The sequence below is a fragment of the Pantoea sp. GABEPS69 genome (genome assembly GCF_045780835.1).
Lineage (GTDB): Bacteria > Pseudomonadota > Gammaproteobacteria > Enterobacterales > Enterobacteriaceae > Pantoea > Pantoea septica.
This window is the reverse complement of sequence record NZ_CP118618.1, coordinates 2,086,860-2,111,249: the sequence shown is the minus strand read 5'-3', so window position 1 is coordinate 2,111,249 and position 24,390 is coordinate 2,086,860. Positions and strand designations below refer to the sequence as shown.

General features: G+C 59.8%; 25 protein-coding genes. 17 read left to right on the top strand and 8 right to left on the bottom strand.

What is annotated here, in order from left to right; genetic code table 11:
• Positions 1–43: 43 nt before the first annotated feature.
• The 9 genes from PVE98_RS10405 to PVE98_RS10365 all read left to right on the top strand — a co-directional run bounded on the left by PVE98_RS10405 (position 44) and on the right by PVE98_RS10365 (position 6,488).
• Positions 44–628, top strand: a complete 585-nt coding sequence (locus PVE98_RS10405) for a YceI family protein (protein ID WP_096073114.1) — start codon at positions 44–46, stop codon at positions 626–628.
• A gap of 457 nt (positions 629–1,085) precedes the next feature.
• Positions 1,086–2,066 carry a 6-phosphofructokinase gene (locus tag PVE98_RS10400; RefSeq protein WP_096073115.1) on the top strand — a complete coding sequence of 327 codons (981 nt, stop codon included), beginning with the start codon at positions 1,086–1,088 and terminating at the stop codon, positions 2,064–2,066.
• 10 nt (positions 2,067–2,076) lie between these two features.
• Entirely contained in the window at positions 2,077–2,391 is a 315-nt protein-coding gene (locus PVE98_RS10395) for a PTS sugar transporter subunit IIB (RefSeq protein WP_096073116.1), read from the top strand.
• On the top strand, positions 2,384–3,751 hold the full coding sequence (locus PVE98_RS10390; RefSeq protein WP_096073117.1) for a PTS sugar transporter subunit IIC: 1,368 nt from the start codon (positions 2,384–2,386) through the stop codon (positions 3,749–3,751). The genes PVE98_RS10395 and PVE98_RS10390 overlap by 8 nt, the downstream gene beginning before the upstream one ends.
• Positions 3,738–4,580 (top strand): class II fructose-bisphosphate aldolase, encoded by an 843-nt coding sequence (locus PVE98_RS10385; RefSeq protein WP_096073118.1) that lies wholly within the window; start codon positions 3,738–3,740, stop codon positions 4,578–4,580. The genes PVE98_RS10390 and PVE98_RS10385 overlap by 14 nt, the downstream gene beginning before the upstream one ends.
• Before the next feature lie 59 nt (positions 4,581–4,639).
• A complete protein-coding gene (locus tag PVE98_RS10380) occupies positions 4,640–4,909 on the top strand; it encodes a hypothetical protein (protein WP_096073119.1) in 270 nt (89 codons plus the stop codon).
• A 9-nt stretch (positions 4,910–4,918) separates the two neighbouring features.
• The gene (locus PVE98_RS10375; RefSeq protein ID WP_096073120.1) at positions 4,919–5,356 is read left to right on the top strand and encodes a PTS sugar transporter subunit IIA; all 438 of its coding nucleotides are present in this window, start codon (positions 4,919–4,921) and stop codon (positions 5,354–5,356) included.
• A complete protein-coding gene (locus PVE98_RS10370; RefSeq protein WP_096073121.1) occupies positions 5,353–5,949 on the top strand; it encodes a glucokinase in 597 nt (198 codons plus the stop codon). Before PVE98_RS10375 ends, PVE98_RS10370 begins: the two co-directional genes overlap by 4 nt.
• Before the next feature lie 110 nt (positions 5,950–6,059).
• Entirely contained in the window at positions 6,060–6,488 is a 429-nt protein-coding gene (locus PVE98_RS10365) for a thiol-disulfide oxidoreductase DCC family protein (RefSeq protein WP_033747270.1), read from the top strand.
• 3 nt (positions 6,489–6,491) lie between these two features.
• Here the strand turns inward: PVE98_RS10365 and PVE98_RS10360 are convergent, their stop codons facing one another.
• Complete coding sequence (locus PVE98_RS10360; RefSeq protein WP_096073122.1) at positions 6,492–6,821, bottom strand: cupin domain-containing protein; 330 nt, start codon at positions 6,819–6,821, stop codon at positions 6,492–6,494.
• Positions 6,822–6,958: 137 nt separating this feature from the next.
• Here PVE98_RS10360 and PVE98_RS10355 point away from each other — a divergent pair, with 137 nt between their 5' ends.
• The gene (locus PVE98_RS10355; RefSeq protein ID WP_033747267.1) at positions 6,959–7,597 is read left to right on the top strand and encodes an RpiB/LacA/LacB family sugar-phosphate isomerase; all 639 of its coding nucleotides are present in this window, start codon (positions 6,959–6,961) and stop codon (positions 7,595–7,597) included.
• Positions 7,598–7,640: 43 nt separating this feature from the next.
• On the opposite strand, the gene PVE98_RS10350 is transcribed toward PVE98_RS10355, so the two are convergent.
• The 6 genes from PVE98_RS10350 to PVE98_RS10325 are packed head-to-tail and all read right to left on the bottom strand — an operon-like array spanning position 7,641 to position 14,020.
• Positions 7,641–8,405: an ABC transporter ATP-binding protein gene (locus tag PVE98_RS10350; RefSeq protein ID WP_096073123.1), complete on the bottom strand. Its 765-nt coding sequence runs from the start codon at positions 8,403–8,405 to the stop codon at positions 7,641–7,643.
• 9 nt (positions 8,406–8,414) lie between these two features.
• Positions 8,415–9,281, bottom strand: a complete 867-nt coding sequence (locus PVE98_RS10345) for an ABC transporter ATP-binding protein (protein ID WP_333620593.1) — start codon at positions 9,279–9,281, stop codon at positions 8,415–8,417.
• Positions 9,253–10,158 (bottom strand): ABC transporter permease, encoded by a 906-nt coding sequence (locus tag PVE98_RS10340; RefSeq protein ID WP_096073124.1) that lies wholly within the window; start codon positions 10,156–10,158, stop codon positions 9,253–9,255. Before PVE98_RS10340 ends, PVE98_RS10345 begins: the two co-directional genes overlap by 29 nt.
• On the bottom strand, positions 10,155–11,180 hold the full coding sequence (locus PVE98_RS10335) for an ABC transporter permease (RefSeq protein ID WP_096073125.1): 1,026 nt from the start codon (positions 11,178–11,180) through the stop codon (positions 10,155–10,157). Before PVE98_RS10335 ends, PVE98_RS10340 begins: the two co-directional genes overlap by 4 nt.
• The gene (locus tag PVE98_RS10330) at positions 11,177–12,808 is read right to left on the bottom strand and encodes an ABC transporter substrate-binding protein (RefSeq protein WP_096073126.1); all 1,632 of its coding nucleotides are present in this window, start codon (positions 12,806–12,808) and stop codon (positions 11,177–11,179) included. Before PVE98_RS10330 ends, PVE98_RS10335 begins: the two co-directional genes overlap by 4 nt.
• 57 nt (positions 12,809–12,865) lie before the next feature.
• On the bottom strand, positions 12,866–14,020 hold the full coding sequence (locus tag PVE98_RS10325; RefSeq protein ID WP_096073127.1) for a mandelate racemase family protein: 1,155 nt from the start codon (positions 14,018–14,020) through the stop codon (positions 12,866–12,868).
• 325 nt (positions 14,021–14,345) lie between these two features.
• Between PVE98_RS10325 and PVE98_RS10320 the strand changes: the two genes are divergently transcribed.
• The 6 genes from PVE98_RS10320 (at position 14,346) to PVE98_RS10295 (ending at position 20,166) form a co-directional block, all read left to right on the top strand.
• A complete protein-coding gene (locus PVE98_RS10320) occupies positions 14,346–15,170 on the top strand; it encodes an MBL fold metallo-hydrolase (RefSeq protein WP_051905542.1) in 825 nt (274 codons plus the stop codon).
• A 98-nt stretch (positions 15,171–15,268) separates the two neighbouring features.
• Positions 15,269–16,384, top strand: a complete 1,116-nt coding sequence (locus tag PVE98_RS10315; protein WP_033747253.1) for an ABC transporter substrate-binding protein — start codon at positions 15,269–15,271, stop codon at positions 16,382–16,384.
• Positions 16,385–16,512: 128 nt separating this feature from the next.
• Positions 16,513–16,920 (top strand): DUF2231 domain-containing protein, encoded by a 408-nt coding sequence (locus PVE98_RS10310; RefSeq protein WP_033747251.1) that lies wholly within the window; start codon positions 16,513–16,515, stop codon positions 16,918–16,920.
• A gap of 12 nt (positions 16,921–16,932) precedes the next feature.
• A complete protein-coding gene (locus tag PVE98_RS10305; RefSeq protein ID WP_033747248.1) occupies positions 16,933–18,225 on the top strand; it encodes a sorbosone dehydrogenase family protein in 1,293 nt (430 codons plus the stop codon).
• A 658-nt stretch (positions 18,226–18,883) separates the two neighbouring features.
• Positions 18,884–19,513 (top strand): DapH/DapD/GlmU-related protein, encoded by a 630-nt coding sequence (locus PVE98_RS10300; protein WP_096073895.1) that lies wholly within the window; start codon positions 18,884–18,886, stop codon positions 19,511–19,513.
• Positions 19,514–19,551: 38 nt separating this feature from the next.
• Entirely contained in the window at positions 19,552–20,166 is a 615-nt protein-coding gene (locus tag PVE98_RS10295) for a glutathione S-transferase family protein (protein WP_096073128.1), read from the top strand.
• Between the two features lie 14 nt (positions 20,167–20,180).
• Here the strand turns inward: PVE98_RS10295 and PVE98_RS10290 are convergent, their stop codons facing one another.
• Positions 20,181–21,500 carry an MFS transporter gene (locus PVE98_RS10290; RefSeq protein ID WP_096073129.1) on the bottom strand — a complete coding sequence of 440 codons (1,320 nt, stop codon included), beginning with the start codon at positions 21,498–21,500 and terminating at the stop codon, positions 20,181–20,183.
• 475 nt (positions 21,501–21,975) lie between these two features.
• Here PVE98_RS10290 and PVE98_RS10285 point away from each other — a divergent pair, with 475 nt between their 5' ends.
• Positions 21,976–24,330, top strand: a complete 2,355-nt coding sequence (locus tag PVE98_RS10285) for a membrane-bound PQQ-dependent dehydrogenase, glucose/quinate/shikimate family (protein ID WP_033747243.1) — start codon at positions 21,976–21,978, stop codon at positions 24,328–24,330.
• Positions 24,331–24,390 lie beyond the last annotated feature (60 nt).

Genomic DNA, 24,390 nt, shown 5'->3' with positions numbered 1-24,390 from the left:
GGGGACACTCAAATGGATTCGGCTGTTTTAAAAGGAACCTAAAGTGAAAAATATCAAACGTCTCGCGCTGCCGCTGCTGGCCGCCACCGCACTCTATGTCCCGCTTTCTCAGGCGACCGCTCAGCAGTATGAGCTGAACCCGGAGCACACGTCAGTTATCGTTACCTGGACTCACTTCGGCTTTTCCCATCCCACCGCGGATATCCCGGACGCGAAAGGCACGCTGGTGTTTGACAGTGAAAATCCAGCCGCTTCGCGCGTTAACGTGACCCTGCCGATAACCAGCATCGACAGTCATGTTCCTGCGCTGACCAAAGAGTTCAAGGGCGCGGAGTATTTCGATACCGCGAAATATCCGACAGCGACTTTCCACAGCACCAAAGTGACCGCGAAGGGCGATAACAAATTCGACGTGGAAGGCAACCTGACGCTGAAAGGCATCACCAAACCGGTGACGCTGCACGCCACGCTGAACAAACAGGGCGAGCATCCGATGGTGAAGAAACAGGCGATCGGCTTTGACGCCACCGGCACTATTAAGCGTTCTGACTTTAAGCTGGATAAATATGTCCCAGCGGTCGGCGACGACGTGACGCTGAGCATTTCTACCGAAGCCTACGCGAAGTAATTTTAAACCTCTCTCTTGTGAACAGAGAGAGGTTATTTTCCGTCTTCAACCTTCTTATATTTCCCCTCATCTTCTCTCTCTACTAACGCTAAAACGCATTACCCTGCGCTGAAAACGATCGCGATGCGTAACGCTTTAGCGGTGAAATAAGCATGACCAGGGTAAAAATGAGGCAGAAATCACAATTTCGCATTATGGAAATCCTTCGCCAGTCTGTTGCGCATAATGGGTTATGCAGTTGCCGATCTTTTTACGTCAAGCCAATGAATATTCAGCGTAAATTCCTTTTGCCGCCTTCTAAAATAATGTGACTTGCCTCTCAAATAACCGCCTTGAATAAAGGGTGTCAAGCTGCCTGGCGGTTCTGCCTCTGTGAATTTTGTGATGTCTATTGCAAATATAAACAGCCCGCCCAGGAACAATAACCTCAGAGCGAAAACCCTATGAGGTTGTGATAATGAGAATTGGCATAGTGATAAGCGGGGGCGATGTCGCCGGCATAAATAATTTTATCTTCCAGGTGGCGCGACTGGCGCAGGCGGAGATGGTGTTATTTAACGGTGGCATTCCCGGCCTGCTTGGTAATCGCTATCAGGAGATAAGCTGGCGTGATTTGGTCGATTATTCGATAGCGCCCATTCCGCTCATGCAGTCTGGCAGAACCGAAAAAAAATTAATTCGCGGCGAATATGAGCAAATAGCCAGGCAGCTTAAAACGCTGCGCGTGGAGGTATTGATTATGGCGGGCGGCGATGGCTCGCTGCAATTCCTGCATACGCTGAGCGAATTCGGCGTTAATTGCTTCGGCGTCGGCATGACTATCGATAATGATGTGTTCGGCAGCGATTACACCATCGGCTTCTCCACCGCCTGCGAGCAGGTTTTAAAAGAGGTGGCGAAGCTGCGTAATACCGGTCGGGCGCTGGCAGGACGCGTTTTCATGGCGGAGCTGCTCGGCGGTTTTTGCGGCGAACTGACGCTGCAGTCGGCGATTAAAAGCAACGCCGACTTTGCGCTCATCCCTGAATGCCAGATCCCGGTGGCGCAGCTGGCTGAGCGTATCCGGGCGCGTCTGGAAAAGCAGAACAGCGTGGTCATTCTCTGCTCGGAGGGCTACACGCGCGAATATTCTCCTGGCTTTCAGGGGGCGATCGATACGCTAATTAAACAGCTGGAGCCGCTGACAGGGGTGCGCATTCGTAAAACAATTATTGGTTACGGCTTGCGCAACGGCGATCCTACCTGCGAAGAGATTTATCAAGGCGCCATTATGGCGGCTGAAGTGGTGCGTTGTATTCAGTCGGGCATGCGGAATAAAGCCGTCATTATAAACGGCAGCAATAAACCTATTCCGATTGATTTAGTAAGCATGAAAAAACGTCTTGTCGATACAGAAGGGCATTATTACAAACTCGCTAAACAACTCAATATAGTCTGAGGAAATTGCCATGCTTAAAATTTTATGTGTCTGCGGCTGCGGACTGGGGTCCAGTTTCGCCATTGAAATGAGCGCCAGGGCGGTATTAAAAAAGCTGGAAATTGAGGCTGATATCGATCACACCACCATATCAGAAGCCAATGCGTTTAAATCTGACATTATTTTAACGCAGAAAGCTTTTGCCGACGTTTTAAACGCCGACGCCAGCCCGGAAGAGATGAAGCGCGTTATTATTCTTAACCGCCTCACCGATAAGAGCGAAATTGAAGAAAAGATCCTCGCTTTTCTTAAAGAACATAACGTAAAGGTCGCAAGCCATGAATAGCGTGATTGAATTCCTGGTCCGGGATTTATTAGGACAGGCCTCTATTTTGATCGCCTTTATTGCGCTGATTGGCTTGCTGCTGCAGCGTAAATCAGCAGGGAAAGTGGTGGAGGGCACGTTCAAAACCCTGCTGGGGTTTCTGATAATGATGGCCGGAATCAATATTATCGTCGGCGCGTTAACCTTTCTGAATACTATATTCACCCAGGGTTTTGGCATGCGCGGCTATATCACCGATGTGGCGGCCATTGCCGGGCTGGCGAATCGCGAACTGGGTTCGGAAGTGGCGCTAACGCTGCTGGTTATCTTTATCGTTAACATTATTATCGCGCGCATTACGCCTTTTAAATATATCTTCCTGACCGGGCAGGCGCTGCTTTGGATGGCCACTATCGGCACCGTTATCGGCTATAAAGCAGGACTCAGCGGACTGCCGCTGATCCTGACCGGCGGCATTTTCGGCGGTATCATGGCGGTGGTTATGCCTGCGCTGGCGCAGCCGGTGGTACGGCGCATTACCGAGTCGGACGATATTGCGCTCGGCCATTTCTGTACTATCGGCTATCTGGTGCAGGCCGCGGTGGCGAAAGTTGTAGGCAAAGGATCCCGCTCTACGGAAGATCTTAAGCTGCCGGACAATTTTAAGTTCCTGCAGGATACCTATCTGGCGATGGGCATCGTTATGGTGCCGATGTACCTCATCCCCGCGCTGGCCGCCGGTCCGGCCTTCATCGCCCAGTACAGCGGCGGCATGAATTATCTGATGTACGCCTTTATGCAGGCGATGCAGTTTGTCGCCGGGGTGTTTGTGCTCTACAGCGGCGTGCGTCTGCTGCTCAACGAGCTGGTGCCGGCGTTTCGCGGCATCGCGATGCGCCTCGTGCCCAACGCCAGGCCCGCGCTTGACTGCCCGGTGCTGTTTCCCTATGCCCCTAATGCCGTCATTGTCGGCTTCCTCGCCACCACGCTCGGCTCGATCATCGGCATGATCCTCTTTCCCCTGTTTGGTCTGGCGATGATCCTGCCCGGTCTGCTCACTAACTTCTTTGCCGGCGGCGCGGCTGGGGTGTTCGGCAATGCGCTGGGAGGCCGCCGCGGCGCGATGATCGGCGGCGTGGTACACGGGCTGTTCATCACTTTTCTCCCCGCCATTCTGGTGCCGATGCTGGAAAGCTACGGTTTCACCGGCGTGACCTTCAGCGACGCCGACGTCATCAGCACGGGTCTGGTTCTGGGCCATGCCTTCCAGGGCAACTGGCTGTTCGTCGCGCTGTTCGTGCTCTTCATTACCCTTATCGCCTGGTTTGTTAACGGAAAATCCACTAAGCCCCGTGAGGAAAAACTCCATGAGTCTGTATAACTTTACCGATCTGCTGCAGGTGGCTAAACAACGTGAGTTCAAAGCGCTTGGCTCTTTTAATTTGCACTGTCTGGAAATGCTGCCCGCCTTTTTTAAAGCGGCGGAAAAAACCAACAGCCCTTTGATGATCCAGATCTCTACCGGCACCGCGAAATACCTGGGTCATCAACTGCTGGTAGACGCGATTTGTTCGCTTTCCGCCAGTAAAAACGTGCCGGCCTGCCTGCATCTCGATCACTGTTCAGATTTAGAGGCGATTCAGACCGCCATCGATGCTGGATTTAGCTCGGTGATGTATGACGGGTCGCACCTGCCAATTGAAGAAAACATCGCGAATACGCGTCGCGTTATCGATATGGCGCGCCCGCGTAACGTGTCGGTCGAGGCGGAGCTTGGCGCAATAGGCGGCTCGGAAGATGGCAAAGTGGTGGCGCTAGAGGCGATCGCTTTTACGCCGGTTGAGGATGCCAGGCGCTTCGTCAATGAAACCGCCGTCGATATGCTGGCTGTCTCTGTTGGTACCGTCCATGGGCTTTATACCGGCAAAGCCCATATTCAGCATCAGCGGCTGGCGGAGATTACCCAGGCGACCGGCACGCCGCTGGTGCTGCACGGCGGTACCGGCGTCAGCGATGAAGATATGCGGCTGGCGGTGCGCAACGGCATCGAAAAGGTGAACGTCGGCACTGAGATGAACGTGCAGTGGGTGGCGCGCTGCAAGCAAACTTTTGAAAAGGGCAAAGTGAACGACAGCGTGCGTCATTTTCTCGTGCCGGCAAATGACGCCGTAACGGATGTGCTGGTCGAGAAAATCCAGCTGTTCCGTTAATTCTCTTTTCTCCATCATGACAATATCGTTGCCCGTCGCGATTCGGGGCAGGAGAGGCTATGTTCGGATTTATGAAAAAAGCGGCGCCGAATAAGGGTGCCGATGAAGCGGAGATTGATCGTCAGGCTGAGGAGCTGATCGCGGAAATAAGCGGGTTTGAACAGCGGCTGGAAAAAGATTCACGTGACGGAGAGGCGCAAAAGCAATTAATGCTCGCCTATAACCGGGCGCTAAATTTATTCGCCAAAAGCCGGCATCACCGCAATGAAATAGATGCGCTGTTCGTCAAAATGGATGCGCTGCGCAATATTATGCGCAAGTCGATTTAAGGAGGCCTGATGAGTATTAAACAGGTACTGCAGGAAGCCAACGCCATTCAACTTGGCGTCAGGGAGAGCGACTGGCGACAGGTAATTGCGCTGGCGGCGCAGCCGCTGATCCGCGGCGGCTATCTTAACGCCTCCTATCCCGACGCGGTGATCGCCAATACCCTGACGCACGGCGCCTACTACGTGTTCGAAGAGGGTATTGCGATTCCCCATGCGCGACCGGAGAGCGGCGTGGTCAAGGATTGCTTTAGCCTGCTGCTGCTGCACGAGCCGGTCTCATTTGACGGCAGCGATAAGGCGGATATCATCATTCTGTTCGGCGCGCGCGACAGCAACGCGCATATTGAAGAGGGCATCCGCGCTATCGTTTCGATGCTTGACAATGAGGAGACGCTGGCGCGATTACGTCAGGCAAGCAGCGTCGCGGAGGTCATTGATATCCTATGACCCCTATGACGCCATCAAAACAGGTCGTGCTTATAAACGGCATTCCCGCCTCCGGCAAAAGCACGCTCACCCATGCGCTTGCCGCGCGGCTCGCTTTACCGGTGTTGACGCTCGACAGTATCAAAGAACCTTTTATGGCGAGCCTGACTTCAGTAGATCGGCAGCGCAATCGCCAGCTGGGCTGTGCGGCCTATCAGGCGATATGGCAAATCGTCGCACAGGCACCGCCGAGCTGCGTCTACCTGATCGACGCCTGGTTCGGCTTTCAGCCGAAAAGCGTGCTGGAGCAGGGGCTGGCAAGTGCTGGCGTGAGTCGGGCGCTGGAGTTATGGATGGCCATTTCTCCGGACGACGCGGCGACGCGCTATCAGGCACGTCTGGCGAACCGGCTTCCTGGTCATCCCGGCGCGGAATATCTGCCGGAGCTGCGGCTGCTGGCGCAGCGGGCAAAACCCATGGCGGCGGGGCCGGTTTATCAGGTAGATGCGAGCATGCCGGACGTAGAGGGCGCTGAAATCTGGCTCAGGCAGCAGTTGCAGCCGCCGCGTGTCACATCTTTTATATCCGATAACTCCCTGTATCAGCAGAGTTAAAACCAAACCGGCCGCCTGGCCGGTTTTTTATATCCGCTTTTTGCTTGACGCCTGCGCAATTAATGACCGTACTTAACTATCGTATCCGTCATTAATTTAAGGAGATAATTATGCCACAGCCTCCCTTTCTCAAGCCCGGCGAAAAGGTCGTGCTCTATGACGGCGTCTGCAAAATTTGTAATAGCTGGGTCAATCTCTTGCTGCGCCTGAAGCTTTCCCGACGCGTCCGGTTTGCGGCAGTACAGAGCGAAGAGGGCAAGGCGCTGCTGCGCTTTGCCGGCCTGCCCGATGAAAATATCCGCACCATTGTGCTGATCGACGGCGACCGCCACTGGATCCGCGCTCAGGCCATTTTACGCGTAATGCGGCTGCTGCCTTTTCCATGGGGAATGCTGTCGCTGCCAGGCCTGCTGATCCCCCATTTTATCAGCGACTTTTTCTACAACCGCATTGCGCTAAATCGCTACCGGCTGTTTGGCCGCTACGAAAAGCAGCATCCCGTCCCCTCTGATTTCCCGGGACGTTTCCTGCATGCCTAGCGCTTAGCCCGGCGACAAAAAATCCTCACGCTGCGGGGTAAAGGTATCCAGCAGCGTGCCCGCCTCGAGGCAGACGCAGCCGTGCACTATGTTTGGCCCTTTATAGAGCGTGTCGCCTGCACTGACTTCCTGGGTGACGCCGTCGATGGTAAAGGCGAAACGTCCGCTGAGCACACAGGTCAGCTGCTCGTGAGGATGATGATGCAGGGGGCCGACCGCCCCCTTTTCAAAGGTCACTTCCACCGCCATCATGGTGCCGCCGTGCGCCAGCACGCGCCGCGTTACGCCATTGCCTAACGCTTCCAGCTGCGTCTGCGATCGATATACAAACATTTTGCCTCCTCATTCGGATCAGCCTTAGACTGCCGTTTTTGTGATATGCCTCACGCCATAGCGCGCGATTAATCTATGCACTTTAGCCGCTTTTGATTAAAATGAAACGGTGTTTCATAAATACTTAAGGGCAGATCATGAAAATCGCATTAATGATGGAAAACAGCCAGGCCGCTAAAAACGCCGTCGTGCGCAAAGAGCTGGAAAACGTCGCGCAGCCGTTGGGCCATCAGGTCTTTAACGTCGGCATGAGCGACGAACAGGATCACCATCTGACCTACATTCACCTCGGCATCATGGCCAGCGTGCTGCTCAACAGCAAAGCGGTCGATTTCGTTATCGCCGGCTGCGGCACCGGACAGGGCGCCCTAATGTCCCTAAACCTGCATCCGGGCGTGGTGTGCGGCTACTGTATCGATCCGGCGGACGCCTATCTGTTCGCCCAGATCAACAACGGCAACGCGCTTTCGCTGCCGTTCGCCAAAGGCTTCGGCTGGGGCGCCGAGCTGAATTTGCGCTTTATCTTTGAAAAAGCCTTCACCGGCGAAAAAGGACTGGGCTATCCGCCTGAGCGTAAAGAGCCGCAGGTGCGCAACGCCGGCATTCTGAATCAGGTAAAAGCGGCGATGCTGAAAGAGAACTATCTCGATACGCTGCGCGCGCTGGACCCAGAGCTGGTGCGCACCGCCCTCAGCGGCCCGCGTCTGCAGCACTGCCTGTTCGAGCACGGCCAGGTGCCGGAAATCGCCGACTTCGTGCGTCAGATTACGCAGTAACGCCTTCCTGGCGCGCCGCCTTCGCCGCGCGCCTCTCTTTTCTCTACATCTCTTTCGCCAGCGCCGGATTGTAGTGACGGCTCGCCTCTACCAGCATGCGCGTATAGGGCATCGCCGCGCGATCGGCTACCAGCGTCGGCACGTCGAGCGTCTCCAGCACGCGACCCTGCTGCATTACCGCCACGCGATGGCAGAGATGCGCCACCACGCCTAAATCATGCGTGACCATCAGGTAGGTGAGATTCGCCTGCTGCTGCAGATCGCTCAGCAGGTTAAGAATTTCCGCCTGCACCGAGACGTCGAGCGCTGAGGTCGGCTCATCCAGCAGGAGCACGCGCGGCTCCAGAATCAGCGCGCGCGCGATGGCGACGCGCTGGCGCTGACCGCCGGAAAGCTGATGCGGATAGCGCGTCAGCCAGGCGCGATTCAGCCCGACTTTCTCCAGCATCGCCACCACGCGCGCCTGCCGCTGGCCGATGCCGTGGATCAGCAGCGGCTCCTCCAGAATATCGCCGATGGTGTGGCGCGGATGCAGCGAACCGTAAGGATCCTGAAACACCATCTGCACCTGTCTGCAGCGCGCGCGATCGATGCGGTGCCCGAGAGGCTCTCCGCCTATCGCCAGCGCGCCATGCCAGTGGGTAATCAGCCCCGCCAGGCACTTCAGCACCGTGGTTTTGCCCGATCCTGACTCGCCCACCAGGCCGAAGATTTCGCCTTCATTGACCTTCAGAGAGACGTCGAACAGCACCTGGTTTCGGGCCGCCTCTTCGCCGAAGCTCAGGTTGAGATTCTCGACAGCAATCATGCGCGCTCCTTAATCATTCAGCCAGCTGGCCTGGCGTTGCAGCACCGGCAGACGGCTGCGGCGCTGGTCGATATCCGGCAGCGCCGCCAGCAGGCCCTGCGTATAGGGATGGCGCGCGCAGTCGAGTTCGTTCGCCGCCAGCGATTCCACCACGCGCCCGGCGTACATCACCAGCACGCGGTCGCAGAAGCTGCGCACCAGGCTGATGTCGTGGCTGATAAAGATCAGTCCCAGCCCGCGCGCCTTCACCAGCTCATCCAGCAGCGCCAGAATTTGCAGGCGAACCGAGACGTCGAGCGCGGAGGTCGGCTCATCGGCGATCACCAGCTCCGGCTCGGTGATCAGCATCATGGCGATCATCACGCGCTGGCCCTGGCCGCCGGAAATCTCATGGGGATAGAGCTGATAAAGGCGTTCAGGCTCGCGAATGCGCACCACCTCCAGCATCTCCAGCGCGCGCTTTTTCGCGGCGGCGTGCTGGCCGCGGTGGTGGCTGCGCCAGGCTTCGGCGATCTGCTCGCCGACGCGCACAACCGGATTAAGCGAATATTTCGGGTCCTGCATAATCATCGAGATGCGCCTGCCGCGAATGGCGCGCATCTGCGCCGGACTGGCACGCAGCAGATCGATTTCGCCGAACTGCATGCGCGCCGCCTCGATGCGCGCCTTCGCCGGATGCAGCTGCAGCAGGGCGCGGCCCACGGTGGATTTGCCTGAACCGGACTCGCCGACGATGGCCAGTTTTTCCCGGCCGAGCTGAAAGGAGACGCCGCGCACCGCCGGGGTGCTGTGACGTCCGTTAACAAAATCGACGCGCAGATCGTGCACGTCCAGCAACGGCGCGCCGTTACTCACTGCGGGGATCGAGCAGGTCACGTAGGCCATCTCCTAAGAAGTTGAACGCCAGGCTGTTGATCAGGATCGCCAGGCCCGGCACGGTCACCACCCACCAGCACTCCAGCATGTAGGTACGGCCGCTGGCGATCATCGCGCCCCATTCCGGCGCGGGCGGCTGCGAGCCGAGGCCGAGAAAGCCGAGACCGGCGGCGGTGAGGATAATGCCCGCCATATTCATGGTGATGCGGATAATCACCGACGGCAGACAGAGCGGCACGATATGGTGCCACAGCACGCGCAGCGGCGACGCGCCCTGCAGCCGCACGGCGGAGATAAAGTCCGCCTGGCGCAGCGACAGCGTTTCGGCGCGCGCCAGCCGCGCGATGGGCGGCCAGGCGGTAAGGGTAATGGCGATCACCACATGCTCCAGGCCGGGGCCGAGCGCGGCGACGAACGCCAGCGCCAGCACCAGGCTGGGAAAAGAGATAAAGATATCGGTAATGCGCATCAGCGCCGCGTCTACCTTGCCGCCGAAATAGCCAGCGGCGACGCCCAGCAGCAGCCCGATCGGCCCGACGGTGACCGACACCAGCAGCACGATATAGAGCGTAATGCGCGCGCCCCACACCAGGCGGCTAAAGATATCGCGGCCAAACTCGTCGGTGCCGAACCAGTGCTGCGCGCCCGGCGGGCTGAGGGCGTTGTCGAGATCCTGCACCAGCGGATGATAAGGAGCGATCCAGGGGGCGAACAGCGCCGTCAGGCAGAGCAGCAGCACGATGCCGCCGCCGATGGCGGTCAGCGGGTTGCAGGCCATGCGCAGCAGAAAATGGCCGGCGCGCAGGGCGGAGCGACGGCAGCGCGCCAGCCGTTCGCGCGCTGCGCCGACCGGCGGCGTATCGATCGATAGCGTCATACTTTGGTCCTCGGATCAAATACCTGATAGAGCAGGTCGGAGAGCAGATTGAGCAGCACGAAGATCAGCCCGACCACCAGCACGCAGCCCATCACCGCGTTCATATCGCCCAGCATCAGGCTGCCGGTCAGATAGGAGCCGAAGCCCGGCCAGGAGAAGACCGTCTCGATCAGCACCGCGCCCTCCAGCAGCGAACCGTAGGCGAGCGCCACCACCGTCAGCAGCTGCACCAGAATATTGCGAAAGGCGTGCTGCCAGATCACCTGCCACTCCGTCAGCCCTTTGACGCTCGCCGTGAGAATAAACTCCTGCGACAGCTGCGCCAGCATAAAGCTGCGCGTCATGCGGCTGATATAGGCGAGCGAGTGAAAGCCGAGCAGCGAGGCGGGCAGCACCAGGTGGTTCAGCGCGTTCCAGAAGACCGTGGCATTGCCCGCCAGCAGCGCGTCTACCAGCATCAGGCCGGTGCGGCGCGGCACCACGCCGTCGAGGCTGAAATCGACGCGGCCCGCGCCGCCGACCCAGCCCAGATGGGCATAGAAGAGCAGCAGGCCGATCATGCCGACCCAGAAGATCGGCGTGGAGTAGCCCGCGAGGCTCACCACGCGCACCGCATAATCAATGACGCTGTTGCGCCGCGCCGCGGCGATCACCCCAAGCGGCACGCCGAGCCCGGCGCCGATAACGATCGCGAGAGTCGCCAGCTCCAGCGTAGCGGGAAAGACGCGCAGAATATCCTGGCTGACGGGCTGGCCGGTCAGCAGCGCATGACCGAGATCGCCGTGCAGCAGCCCGTTCAGATAGATGCCGAACTGCGCCCACAGCGGCTTGTCAAAGCCGAGCTGGTGGTAGACCTGCTGCCAGGTGGCGTGATCGGCGTCCGGGCCGACGATCGCCAGTACCGGATCGAGCGGCATCACGCGGCCGATAAAGAACGTCAGCAGCAGCAGGCCGAACAGGGTGATAAAAACCTGCGTCGCGCGTTTGCTGACGCGGCGCAGCTGCGGAAGGGCGGCAATCATGGCGTGCCTCCTGCCAGGCTCTCTGGCGTTTTCCAGACGTCGCGCAAAAAGGTGGTGGCGGACGGATGCGGCTGATAGGCCTGTACGCGGTTATTCACCACCACCGAATCGACCATCTGGGAAAGGGGCATCAGCGCCGGGATCAGCTGGTCATAGCGCTGCTGGATAGCGAAATAGGCCTGCTGCTGTTTCGCGGGGTCGCGCTCCGTCAGCGCCTGGTCGATCATGCTGTTGAGCCGGGCGTCGTAGAAGCTGGTGCGCCAGCCCTGAAAGTTGGTCAGCCGCGCGCTGTCGGCGTTGTCCGGGTTGTAGACCAGCGAGCGCAGGCTGGAATGGGGATGCGGCTCGACGCCGCTGCCGCCGCGTCCCACCAGCAGGCCGAACTGCCGGTCGCGCATCGCGCCATAGATCTGGTTGCCGGTGCCGGTGATAATGCGCGCGCGGATCCCCGCCTGCATCAGCGTCGACTGGATGGCGATAGCGACGTTAAGAAAGGGCTGATCCGCCAGCACGCGCAGCGTGGTGTCGAAGCCGTCGGGATAACCCGCCTCCGCCAGCAGTGTCCGGGCGCGCGCAATGTCCAGCCGGTAGCCGGGATCGGGCAACGTCGCGGGCATGCCGGCCTGGATAGGCCGCTGATGCAGTACGCCGTAGCCTGCCATCAGCGTTTTATTGATCCCCTGGTAGTCCACCAGATAGCGCATCGCCTCGCGCACCTTCGGGTTGGCGAAATGGGCCTCTTTCATGCTCATCGCCAGGTAGTAGATCGTGCCGCGCTGCACGCTGTCGATGCTGAGATCGGGATCGTTACGCAGGGCGCGCACGTCGGGGATCGCCATATTGCTGGCGATATCGAGATCGCCTTTTTCCATCATCAGGCGCAGGGTCTGCGACTCCTGCAGGTGTCGAAACACCACGCGCTGCATCTTCGCCGCGCCGCGCCAGTAGTCCGGTGCGCGGCTCATGGTCAGCACATCTTTCGCCTGCCAGCCGTCCAGCCGGAACGGGCCAGAGCCCGCCTCATGGGTGGTAAGCCAGCGATTGCCCCAGTCGTTGTTGACGGCGTGCGCCTGCACGGTTTTGCTGTCGAGCACCACCATGCTGCCGAGCGCGGCGAGGGAATAGAGCACCAGATGGGGATCGTTGGGCTTCGGCAGACGGATAACCAGGGTGCGCGCGTCAGGGGCGGCGATCATCTCGTCAACGTTGGCCTTGCTGAAGCCGTAGGATTTCCATACCGACGCCTGCGCCAGGTTGAGGTGCAACACGCGGCGCATCGACCAGACGGCGTCAGCGCTGGTCAGGGCATTGCCGGAGTGGAAGCGCACGTCGTCGCGCAGCCGAAAGGTCAGCGTGCTGTTGTCCGGACTGATGCGCCAGCTCTCCGCCAGCGCCGGACGCACGCGCGTCAGCTGCTGCGGATCGAGCTCCACCAGCCCGTCATAGAGATTAACCACGATGCCGACCACTTCGTTGCCGGTCATGGCGGCGGGATCGAGCGTAAGCAGATTGTTCATATTCATGCCGACGATCAGCTGGTCGTCAGGCGTATTCGCCTGAAGCGACGCGCTGCCCGCCAGCAGCAGCAGCGTGGCGAGCCACGCGCCGCAGCGGGTGCGGATAGTCATAAAGTAAGTCCAGCAGGTCAGAGGTTTATAGTTGTTTGCTGTACTTCTCTCTCAGCGTTACCAGCGGTTCAGCGTATGGGTCTCAATCCAGCTGAAGTTGATATCTTCGCCCAGGCCAGGCCGGGTCGGCAGCTGCACATAGCCGTCGTGGTCCATCGGGTCGATCAGGCTGTTGAGGTACGCGGGCGGCTGTTCATAGTCGAGGAAAGGGTGCAGCAGGCCGCGCTCGTACCAGCGGCAGTTGCGGATCGCCCCGACCACCGCCAGGCTGGCCGCGCCGTTGCCGTGCACTTCGCAGTCCATGCCGAAGGCTTCCGCCAGGCTGGCGACCTTCATGGTGGCGGCGATACCGCCGACGCCGTTGGCGCCGGCGCGTAGAATGTCGCAGGCGCCGGCGCGCACCCAGTCGGCGCGGCTGTGATGCTTGCCGCCGAGGCTCTCCGGCCCCAGCACGTCGATGCTGAGGTTTTCCGCCAGCCAGGCGTAGGAGGCCATGCTCTCTTCCTCCATCGGCTCTTCGAACCAGCTGAAGTTGAGCTTCTCCAGCGCCTTGCCGATAGTGAGCGCCTCGCTGCGGCTGTACCAGTGGTAGCCGTCCAGCATCAGGGCGATATCCGGGCCGACCGCTTCGCGCACCGCGGCGCAGGCCTTGATATCCATCTGCGGGCTGGGGGCGAACGCCACAGGCGGCATCCAGGTGTGCAGCTTGATCGCTTTATAGCCGCGCGCCACCAGCGTTTCGGCGAAGCGCGCATAGTCGTCCGGCGTCGCCAGCCCGCCGGGCAGCTCGTCGCCGCACATGGTGCTGCCGTAGGCGGGCACCCGTTCGCGATAGCCGCCGAGCAGCTTGTGCACCGGCTGCTGCAGCCGGCGGCCGATAAGATCCCACAGCGCCTGCTCGACGGCGGAAAGGGCGCGCTCGGTGAGCTGATGCGCGCTGCCGCGCTGCCAGTGCGCCAGATCCTGCCACAGCCGTTCGCGATCCATGGCGTTCTGCCCGATCAGCACCTTGCGGAAAAAGGCGTTAACCACGTGCGGGCGGATCACCTCCGGCGGCGCGAAGGCATAGCCGCTGTGGCCGTCCTCGGTGGTCAGGGTCAGCAGCGCCATCTGCGCCTCGGTTTCGTCGCCGGGATGAGAGTGTCCGGCGCTGTCGGCATGACGTCTGCTGGGATAAGTAAACTGGGTGACTTCAATGGCGCTGATCTTCACGGCACAGGCTCCTTATGCGACGGCTCTCGCTGGATGTGAAATAAAAGTAAAACAACGTTTCATTTCGTAATCTAGCGTTCATAGATTGTTTACGCATTAGCCAAAGCAAGGTAAATGCAGCCGTAAATTAGGGCAGCCGCACAGGGTGATGTGAACAGATTCACGAAGCCTGGCCACTTTGTGAGCAAGGCCGCACCGAAAAAATGCGCGGCTGATTGTGCCGCTCACGCTTGCAGATGCCGCAGGGCTGACCATTATTGTTTAATTAACCCGTTCATCATTAACCGGCTTTTTGGCCGCTACGGCGAAAGGCAAGGAGGAAACCATGCGCGTTCATCACCTCAACTGCGGCTGTATGTGTCCCTTCGGCGGCGCGCTCTACGACGGATTCAGCCGCTCGCCGCTGGCGCACCTCAGCTGTCACTGTTTGCTGCTGGAAACCGATACGCAGGGGCTGGTGCTGGTGGATACCGGCATCGGCCTGCAGGATATGGCGCATCGCGGTCGTCTGTCGGGCTTTTTCCGGCTGTTCAACAATATTCAGTTCGATCGCAGGCTCAGCGCCTGGCAGCAGATCGTCGATCTCGGTTTTAAGCCGGAGGATGTGCGCCATATCATTCTGACGCACCTCGACTTCGATCACGCAGGTGGCATCAGCGACTTTCCGCAGGCGCGCGTGCATCTGCTGCAGCGGGAGCTGGATACCGCGCCGCAGCGCCAGAGCTGGCTACAACGGCAGCGCTTCCGGCCGCAGCAGTGGGGCAACCACAGCGGCTGGCGCGGCTACGCCGCCGGCGGGGAACGCTGGTTCGGCTTCGATGCGGTGAGGGCGCTCGACGATCTCAACGACGAGGTGCTGCTGGTGCCGCTGCCTGGCCACACGTTGGGTCACGCGGGCATCGCGGTGCGGCAGGGCGACGGCTGGCTGCTGCACGGCGGCGACGCCTGGTTCTACCGCGAGGAGATGCGGCAGGCGGAGCGGCACTGCACACCAGGCCTGCGCTTCTACCAGTGGATGATGTGCAGCGATCGTGACGCCTGGCGCACCAACCAGCAGCGACTGCGCGCGCTCTCGCTGCAAACCGACGCGCAGGTGACGCTGTTCTGCAGCCATGACCGGCGCGAGCTGGGCCTGCTCGACGGCCGGTAAAAGATTTCTCTCTGCCTCTTTTCCTGCAACCCATTTTGCGTAATAGTAACGGCGCTTTACATAAATAATTATCATTATCGTTTGAATGGGTTAATTCAATGAAAAAATGGATGTTAGCGCTGGGGTTGTTGTGCATCGCGGGAACGGCTGCGGCCAAAACCATCACCGACGTGGCGGGCCGTCAGGTTGAGGTCGCCGCCGAGTCGAAACGTATTATTCTGGGCGAGGGGCGGCAGATCTATCTGCTGGCGGCCTTCGACACCGACGCGCCCTTTCAGCGGGTAGTGGGCTGGCGCGACGACTTTCACAAAGCGGACTGGGACGGCTATCAGGCGTATGAAAAGCGCTATCCGCAAATTAAGACGCTGCCGACCTTCGGCGGCGCTAAAGATGGCACCTTCAACGTCGAGCAGGCGCTGACGCTGAAGCCCGATCTGGTGCTGATGAACCTGGAGTCAAAAGCCGCCACCGACGAAGGCAAGCTGATCGAGAAGCTGCAGGCGGTCGGCATCCCGGTGGTGTTTATCGATTTCCGCGAAGCGCCGATGGTCAATGCGGAAAAAAGCATTCGCATCATGGGCGAACTGCTGAATAAGCCGGAACGCGCGGAGGCGATTATCGATTTTCGCCGTCAGCAGATTGAGCGCGTTACCGCGCGGCTGAAAGATTTTCACGGCACGCGTCCCAAAGTGATGATCGACCGCGCTGGCGGCTACACCGACGAGTGCTGCATGTCGTTCGGCAATGAAAACTTCGGGCAGATGGTGGAGATCGCGGGCGGCAGCAATATCGCGAAAGATCTTATTCCCGGCACCTTCGGCACCCTCAACCCCGAGCAGATTATCGCCAGCCGTCCCGACGTGGTGGTGGTGACCGGCGCGAACTGGAAAAACTACAACACCGTCGGCAAGTGGGTCGGGGTCGGGCCGGGCGCCGACGTGAAGGAGGCGGAAAAGCGCCTGCAGATGCTGATGATGCGCGACGCCTTTAAAACCCTGCCGGTGGCGCACAACGGCCATGCGCACGCCATCTGGCATCAGTTCTACGACAGTCCTTATCAGTTCGTCGCCATTCAGGCGCTGGCGAAGTGGCTGCATCCCGATCTCTTCGCCGATCTCGATCCGGACGCGACGTTCCGCGCCTTTCATGAGAAATTTTTACCGCTGCCTTACCAGCCCGGTTACTGGGTAACCCTGCCTGCCGACAAGCGTTAATCGCCGCAGCGCGGCAGGGACGCCGCGCTATCGCCTGAATCTTTCCGTCATCTTTCTTCATATTTACTAATATTTTACAGGCGCAGCGCGTTTTATGCGCTGTAACGCTCAATGATAGGGAGAGGATAATGACCAGAACTTCGGGACGATCGGCTTTCGCCGTGGCGCTTTACACGCTGTTCGAACCTGTGCCGCTCGGCTTTTTCGTGGCGGCATGGATCTTCGACATTATTTACCTTAACAGTTACGTCGTGGAGTGGACGCATGCTGCCAGCTGGCTTATCGCCATCGGGCTGGTCATCGCCATTCTTCCGCGTCTTATCGCCCTGATTGATCTGTTCCGCGGCAGCAGCCGCGCGGAAAAGGTGCATTTCTGGCTTACGCTGGTGGCGATCCTGCTGGCGATCGTTAACGCCTTCGTTCACAGCCGCGACGCTTACGCCGTGGTGCCGTCCGGCGTTATCCTGTCGACTCTCGTGGTGGCGCTGATGCTGATCGCCAATGTTCAACTCGCGCTGCGTCAGCGCACGGCTTAAGGAGAAGCACCGATGAAAAAGCAAACGCTTATCGCCATGGCGCTGACCACGCTGCTGGCAGGCTGCGACAGCGGCGCGCAGCTCGATCCGCAGAAGCAGACCGGGCCGAATCCGGAGCTGCCTGAGGCGAAAAACTTCTTTATGCCGCCGATGCAGGTGCCGGAAGGGGTGCCGTGGAAGCAGGGCGAGATGCCGAAAGTGGCGCAGGGGCTGAAAATCGAGAAGATTGCGGAGAACCTCAAGCATCCGCGTCAGGTGCTGACGCTGCCGAACGGCGACGTACTGGTGGCGGAATCCAACGGTCCGGCCAAACCCACCACGCGTCCCAAGCAGCTGATTATGGGCATCGTGCAGAAAGCCTCAGGCAAAGGCGGCGAGGGCGGCAACCGCATTACGCTGCTGCGCAACGTGAACGGCAAGTGGGAGCAGCACGTCTTTATTGAAAATCTCTTTTCGCCCTTCGGCATGCAGCTGATCGGCAATACGCTCTATGTTGCCAACGCCGACAGCCTGGTGAAATTTCCCTATCAGGAAGGGCAAACCGAGATCCGCACGCCGCCCCAGCTGGTAACAGATCTGCCCGGCGGGCCGATTAACCACCACTGGACCAAAGCGCTGGTCGCCAGCCCGGACGGCAGCAAACTCTATGTCGGCATCGGTTCTAACAGCAACATCACCGAGAACGGCATCGGCGCGGAATACCATCGCGCCGCGGTGCTGGAAGTCGACGCCGCCAGCGGCGCGACGCGCGTTTACGCCACCGGGCTGCGCAACCCGACCGGCCTGCAGTGGGAGCCGCAGAGCAACCGGCTGTGGGCCATCGTCAACGAGCGCGACGAGATCGGCTCCGATCTGGTGCCTGACTATATGACGTCGGTGCAGGAGAACGGCTTCTACGGCTGGCCTTACAGCTATTTCGGTCAGCATGTGGATACGCGCGCGCAGCCGCAGCGTCCCGATCTGGTGGAGAAGGCGATTAAGCCGGACTATGCGCTCAGCTCGCACGTCGCGCCGCTGGGACTGCTCTTTTACCAGGCGGACAATATGCCGCAGTATCGCGGCGGCGCCTTCGTCAGCGAGCACGGCAGCTGGAACCGCACGCCGCTTAACGGCTATCAGGTGGTGTGGGTGAAATTTGAAAACGGCAAGCCGGTCGGATTGCCGCAGCCGGTGGTGACGGGATTCCTGACCGACGATCAGAAGCAGGTAAGAGGTTTGCCGGTCGGACTGGCCGCCGATCGCCAGGGCGGGCTGCTGATTGCGGATGACGCCGGCAACACGGTGTGGCGCGTCAGCGCGAAGTAGTTTTTGACAGGCATAAAAAAAGGATTTGGCGTCACGGCCAAATCCTTTCTTTTTTTGTTCGCTTAACGGCTGGTGACCGCGCCGCGAACGAGGTGCTCAGCACTCTCCACACCTGCGATTCTAAATAGCGCGGAGAAATATTTCAAGTTTCGCCAAAATACTGTATGGTTATACAGGTGTTGAGCGCGAAGCAGAGCCGACTTGCTGACTGGCCGCTCCCAGGGGCACGGTTTTGAAAATCCCGGCAGGCATCAGGTGGTGCTGGCCTGTGGCTTTAGCAATGAGTGCCGCTCAGCGCTCTCCACAAGATGTGCTTAGGCGCCCGGCGGGTAGAGTCAAAGCCTCGGTAGCCGAATAGCGCGCTCCTGTTGAAGGAGAAGGAAAGTGATGGAACTGATTAGATTGATTCTGGATCTTATCCGGATCATCTTGCAGATCATCGTTGCCCTTTTGCAACTGACCGGCCAGGATCACTAGCCGGAACTTGAATAAAGGCGGAGCTGACCACTCCGCCTTTTTCGTCGCGTTATCCCGTTTCCCCGTTATTCTGCCGCAATCGCACTGTCTTCCGCCTGTCATCTTCGCCCGTTACCGTCAGCGCTGTTTCCGCCGCGCCGCGCGCGCCGCTTATCCAGACATCCGACCAGACGAGGCCATTATGACTTTGCACGCTCTCTCTTCCGCCCGACTGCAGCAGACTTTTATCGACAGCAGCGTACGCCTGCGCGACACCACCGTCGGGCAGCAGTGCGAAATCCTGGCGCACAGCTACCTCGAATACAGCACCCTGGGCGACTTCTCCTATATCGGCGAACACTGCCACGTGGCGGACGCGCAGATAGGCCGCTTTACCGCTATCGCCAACCATGTGCGCCTTGGCGCGCCCAATCACCCGATGGATCGCGCTTCGCAGCATCGCTTTACCTACTGCCCGGAGTATTACGACGCCAGCGCGGCGCGCGACAGCGGCTTTTTCGCCGACCGCCGCGCCGCGCGCGTTATCGTCGGCCACGACGTCTGGATTGGCCACGGCGTGATTGTGCTGCCGGGCGTTACGGTCGGCGACGGCGCGGTGCTGGCGGCGGGCGCGGTGGTGACGAAAGATGTCGCGCCCTACAGCATCGTGGGCGGCGTGCCGGCGAAACCGATCCGCATGCGCTTTACGCCCGCCATCGCCGCGCGCCTGCGGCAGATCGCCTGGTGGGAGTGGCCGCTGGAGAAGCTGATGGCGAACCTGGCTGATTTTCAGTCCGGCGACATCGCGCGCTTCTGCGATCGCCACGGCTGACTACACTTACCGCATCGCAACCATGAAAGGAGAGCGCTATGTTCACGCTCTATGGCGCACCGGGCTGGGGCTCGGCCATCAGCGAGCTGATGTTTAGCCTCTGCGGCGAACCCTACCGCTGGGTGGATGTCTTCGGCTTCGACCAGCCGGGCGAGGCGCGTGATCGGCTGCTGGCGCTTAATCCGCTGGGGCAGGTGCCGACCCTGCAAAGCGAAGATGGCGCGGTGCTGACGGAGAGCGCCGCCATTGCGCTGATGCTGGCGGATCGCCATCCTGCGCTGATCCCGCCTCACGGCGACCCGCAGCGCGCGCGTTTTTATCACTGGCTGGTGTGGCTGGTTGCCGCCGTCTATCCCACCCTTACCTATGGCGACTATCCGCAACGCTGGACCGCCGCGGGGGCGCAGGAGCTGAAAAAGAGTACCGACGCTCATCGCGAAGAGGCCTATCGCTGGCTTGAGTCGCAACTCGGCGACAGCGCCTTTCTGCTGGGGGACAACATCACGCTGCTTGACGCCTATCTGCCGGTGCTGGTGCGCTGGCAGCCGCGCGAGGGCTGGTTTCAGGCCAGCGCGCCGAAGCTGTGGGGAATTGCGCAGCGCGTTAAGGCGCAGAAAGCGCTGCAGAGCGTGGTGGCGCGCAACCAGCTGTAGCGCGCCGCCAGAGGTTACAGCGCCTGCTGCGCCACGCCACCGGCGCGGTGCGGCTGTAGCGGTTTCTCCGGCTGCAGCAGGGTCATCGCCAGCATGCTGCCCAGCGCAATCACAGCGGTGACGGTAAACATCGCATTGTAGCCGTAGTACTCCGCCAGCCAGCCGCACAGCATCGGCGAAACGATGGCGGCGAGGTTGGCGATTGCCAGCGTCATGCCGCTAAAGGCGCCGACGGAGGCCTTCGGCGTCACGTCGATCACCACAGACCAGTAGACGTTGTTCACCATGGCGTTGAGCGCATTGCCCAGCGTCATCAGCGCAATAATCGCCGTTGCCGATCCGGCGTACGGAATAGCCATAAAACAGCAGGCGGTGCCCAGCAGCGTCACGGCGGCAAACAGATTGCGCGCCACGCGCAGGTTATTAAAGCGCGCCAGCAGCCGATCGGCGAGTCGGCCGCCGAGCAGCACGGTCAGACAAGCGCCGCTCCAGGGGATCATCGCCACGTACCAGAGCGAATGGAGATCGTAATGGAAGCTGTCCTGCAGATATTTCGGCAGCCAGGTCACCAGCGTAAAAGTGATATAGAGAAAGGAGAAGTAGCCGAGGGCATTGCACACCAGGGTGCGGCTGGTGAAGAAGCGCCACCAGGGCAGCGGCGTATCGGCGTGCGCCTCCTGACGCTGACCGTCGCGGATCAGCGCACGCTCCGCCGCGTTCGCCGCGGGGTGCAGTTCCGGGGCGTCGCTGAAGGTGCGCGCAAACAGCAGCATCGCCAGCAGCGAGAAGAGGCCCAGCAGAATAAACATCATACGCCAGTCATGGGTCAGCAACAGCAGGCCGACCGCAATCGGCGCGGTCAGCAGCGATCCCACCTGCGTGGAGAGCAGGCCGATGCTCAGCGCGAAGCCGCGCTCGTTATCCGGCGCCCAGTGGGCGATGGCTTTGTTCATCAGCGCGTAGGCAGGGCCTTCGGAGAAGCCGAACAAGATGCGCAGGGCGGCGAAGCCCATAATCGCCGAGCCGCCGAACAGCGCCATGCCCAGATCGCCAGCCCAGGCGGTGGCGATCTCCAGCAGCGACCAGAGCACGCCCGCCATCAGCCAGACCTTGCGCGTGCCGAGCCGATCTGCAAGGAATCCGCCGCACAGCGATCCGAACAGATAGCCGAACCCGAAATAGCCCAGCACCGCGCCTAGCTGCACTTTACTGAACTGATACTCCTGAGAGATGGCGTTAGCGGCAAACGACAGCGCGCCGCGATCGATGTAGTTGATCAACGCGACAAAGAACAGCATGGAAAAGATAACGTAACGATAGCGACTCGGCTGCATGGGGCCTCTCCTGCATGAATAGGGTCTGCAAGGGAGAAGCAAGATCGGTGCCGAACTTCCAGCGGGTACGCTGGCCGGGCGTTGCGCGCGAGGCAGGCAACAAATTACCAGCCTAATGGTTCGCCTGCGCATCATTAAGGTGCAGTAAAGCGACGTCAACTGCGACAACAGAGGGAAAGTCGGCCTGATAAACCGCCGCCACGTTAAATTTATGTGTGTTATTTGTCAGCGGTTTGAACAAAAGATGCGGTAAAGCCAGGTAACTTATTAGCCGTATCGTACCATCGCGGCCTGTTGCACCCGACAGGGCCTCTGCACAGCGAGCCTGCTTCGCTTTTGGCTGCCGTAAATTAGTTAGCCAGGCTAAAGACTCGTAAGATATTGTGTTTTTACCAAAAATTTACCTAAGTTAAAATAACGTTGAAGTTATGTGTATTTATTTTATTTCGTCCCTTGAATGAGGAAAAGAAGGATCATGGTTAACAAGCTAACCAGTATCGTGATGGCGATTGTCGCCGTGGCGATGCTGTATATGGGCGGGAAGCTATTGCTGCTGGGGGGCAGCGCGTTCTATGCGCTGATGGCCGCAGGCTTACTGCTCACCGCGATACTGCTGTTTCTGAATAAACGCAGCGCGCTGTCGCTTTACGCGCTGCTGATGTGGATCACCCTGTTCTGGACTATCTGGGAAGTGGGCTTTGACAAGTGGCAGTGGATCCCGCGCGGCGACCTGTTCGGTCTGTTTGGCGTCTGGCTGGCGCTGCCCTGGGTGGTGCGTCCGCTGACCCAGCGCAAGTTCCATCCTTTCCTCGGCACCACGGTAGTAGTGATGATCGCTCTGGTGATCGGCCTCTGCTTTTACGATCCGCTGCCGCAGCAGGGAACCATTACCAATGCGCGCACGCCGTCCGCCTCGACCGGCGCGGGCAACGACTGGACGGCCTACGGCGGCTCCACCAATGCGCTGCGCTTCTCTTCGCTGAATCAGATCACCAAAGATAACGTAAAAGATCTTGAGGTCGCCTGGACCTACCACACCGGCGATCTGCGTCAGAGCGACGACGCAACCGAATACACCTTTGAGGCGACGCCGCTCAAGGCGAACGGCATGCTCTACTTCTGTACGCCGCATAACGAGGTGCATGCGCTCGATCCTGAAACCGGCGCGGTGAAATGGAAATATGCGCCGCCGCAGGATCGCTCCTATATGCAGCAACATCAGACCTGTCGCGGCGTCAGCTTCTACGACGCCGGCAATCCGGCGGCTGACAGCAGCGCAGCGCAGCCAGCGCTCTGCCGCAAGCGTATCTACAACGCGACCACCGATGCGAAGCTGGTGGCGCTGGATGCCGACAGCGGCAAGCCGTGCGCCGATTTCGGTCAGAACGGCGTGGTCGATCTGCATGCCAATATGGGCGAAGTGCGTCCGCATGCGCTGATGCAAACCTCTGCGCCGCTGGTGGCGGGCAATCTGGTGATTGTCGGCGGTTCGGTGATGGACAACGGCTTTAACCGCGGCAACCCGTCAGGCGTCATCCGTGCCTACGACGCCGTTTCCGGCCGTCTGGTGTGGAACTTCGATCCGGCTCAGCCGGAGGCGACCCAGCCGATTGCGGCGGACGCGACCTATCCGCAGGACACCCCGGTGGCCTGGGCGACGCTGAGCGCCGACCTTAAAAACGGCCTGGTCTATGTGCCGTTCGGCAACGCCTCGCCGGATGAAGTAGGCATCGAGCGCGATCCCAACAGCAACACGGAGAAATTCCGCGATGCGCTGGTGGCGCTGGATCTGAAAACCGGCGCCTTTAAATGGCGTTATCAGAGCGCCAATCACGATCTCTGGGACCGCGACAACCCGTCTCAGCCGTCGCTGGTGGATATCGACTATCAGGGCAGCCAACAGCCGGCGGTGATCCTGCCGACCAAAACCGGCAACCTGTTCGTGCTCAACCGCCTGACCGGCCAGCCGATCTATCCGGTTAATCAGGTGAAGGTCTCTACCGAAGGCGGCGTCGAGGGCGAGAAATTCGCCGCTACGCAGCCGGTCTCCAGCCTGAACTTTATTCCGCAGCCGCTGACGGAAAAAGCGATGTGGGGCATTTCGCCGTTCGACCAGATGAGCTGCCGCATGGGGTTCCGCGAGCTGCGCTATGACGGCAATCCGTGGACGCCGGCGACCGAGAAGGGCTCGCTGATTTTCCCGGGCAATATCGGCGTATTTAACTGGGGGTCGGTGGCGGTTGATCCGGAACGTCAGCTGCTGATCGCCGCGCCGGTGCGTCTGGCCTATAAGTACAACCTAATCAAGCGTACGCCAGCAACCGCGACCGAGCGCATGTTCACCAAAGATGGCTCGCCTTACTGGAATGAAAACTTCCACGGCGATTACGCTATCCATATTCAGCAGTTCGCGTCAGAGCTGGGCATACCCTGTATCGCGCCGCCGTGGGGCCGTATGGTGGGCGTCGATCTGAAAACCGGTAAGACAGAATGGCTGCGCCGCATCGGCACCACCAAAAACCTCAATACCTCATTCCTGCCGGGTCGTTTCCCGATTGGTTTCCCGATGGGGATGGTGGCGCACGGCGGTCCGCTGGTGACGGCGGGCGACGTGGTGTTCCACGGCGCGACGGCAGATAACTTCTTCCGCGCCTATGACAGCACTACCGGCGCGCTGCTGTGGCAGACTGAGCTGAGCGCGGGCGCGCAGGCCACGCCGTCAACCTTTATGGGTAAAGATGGCAAGCAATATGTGGTCATTGCCGCGGGCGGCCACGGTTCGCTCGGCACCAAGAGCGGTGACAGCGTGGTGGCATTCCGTCTGAAGTAACGACGTTCCTGCGCCTCGCGCAGAAAAAGATAAAGCGCCCGGTTGGGCGCTTTTTTTATG

Coding starts and splice junctions, on each gene's coding strand:
- PVE98_RS10400 (WP_096073115.1), top strand. CDS start 1,086: ATGAGAATTGGCATAGTGATAAGCGGGGGCGATGTCGCCGGCATAAAT.
- PVE98_RS10395 (WP_096073116.1), top strand. CDS start 2,077: ATGCTTAAAATTTTATGTGTCTGCGGCTGCGGACTGGGGTCCAGTTTC.
- PVE98_RS10390 (WP_096073117.1), top strand. CDS start 2,384: ATGAATAGCGTGATTGAATTCCTGGTCCGGGATTTATTAGGACAGGCC.
- PVE98_RS10385 (WP_096073118.1), top strand. CDS start 3,738: ATGAGTCTGTATAACTTTACCGATCTGCTGCAGGTGGCTAAACAACGT.
- PVE98_RS10380 (WP_096073119.1), top strand. CDS start 4,640: ATGTTCGGATTTATGAAAAAAGCGGCGCCGAATAAGGGTGCCGATGAA.
- PVE98_RS10375 (WP_096073120.1), top strand. CDS start 4,919: ATGAGTATTAAACAGGTACTGCAGGAAGCCAACGCCATTCAACTTGGC.
- PVE98_RS10370 (WP_096073121.1), top strand. CDS start 5,353: ATGACCCCTATGACGCCATCAAAACAGGTCGTGCTTATAAACGGCATT.
- PVE98_RS10365 (WP_033747270.1), top strand. CDS start 6,060: ATGCCACAGCCTCCCTTTCTCAAGCCCGGCGAAAAGGTCGTGCTCTAT.
- PVE98_RS10360 (WP_096073122.1), bottom strand. CDS start 6,821: ATGTTTGTATATCGATCGCAGACGCAGCTGGAAGCGTTAGGCAATGGC.
- PVE98_RS10355 (WP_033747267.1), top strand. CDS start 6,959: ATGAAAATCGCATTAATGATGGAAAACAGCCAGGCCGCTAAAAACGCC.
- PVE98_RS10350 (WP_096073123.1), bottom strand. CDS start 8,405: ATGATTGCTGTCGAGAATCTCAACCTGAGCTTCGGCGAAGAGGCGGCC.
- PVE98_RS10340 (WP_096073124.1), bottom strand. CDS start 10,158: ATGACGCTATCGATCGATACGCCGCCGGTCGGCGCAGCGCGCGAACGG.
- PVE98_RS10335 (WP_096073125.1), bottom strand. CDS start 11,180: ATGATTGCCGCCCTTCCGCAGCTGCGCCGCGTCAGCAAACGCGCGACG.
- PVE98_RS10330 (WP_096073126.1), bottom strand. CDS start 12,808: ATGACTATCCGCACCCGCTGCGGCGCGTGGCTCGCCACGCTGCTGCTG.
- PVE98_RS10320 (WP_051905542.1), top strand. CDS start 14,346: ATGCGCGTTCATCACCTCAACTGCGGCTGTATGTGTCCCTTCGGCGGC.
- PVE98_RS10315 (WP_033747253.1), top strand. CDS start 15,269: ATGAAAAAATGGATGTTAGCGCTGGGGTTGTTGTGCATCGCGGGAACG.
- PVE98_RS10310 (WP_033747251.1), top strand. CDS start 16,513: ATGACCAGAACTTCGGGACGATCGGCTTTCGCCGTGGCGCTTTACACG.
- PVE98_RS10305 (WP_033747248.1), top strand. CDS start 16,933: ATGAAAAAGCAAACGCTTATCGCCATGGCGCTGACCACGCTGCTGGCA.
- PVE98_RS10300 (WP_096073895.1), top strand. CDS start 18,884: ATGACTTTGCACGCTCTCTCTTCCGCCCGACTGCAGCAGACTTTTATC.
- PVE98_RS10295 (WP_096073128.1), top strand. CDS start 19,552: ATGTTCACGCTCTATGGCGCACCGGGCTGGGGCTCGGCCATCAGCGAG.
- PVE98_RS10290 (WP_096073129.1), bottom strand. CDS start 21,500: ATGCAGCCGAGTCGCTATCGTTACGTTATCTTTTCCATGCTGTTCTTT.
- PVE98_RS10285 (WP_033747243.1), top strand. CDS start 21,976: ATGGTTAACAAGCTAACCAGTATCGTGATGGCGATTGTCGCCGTGGCG.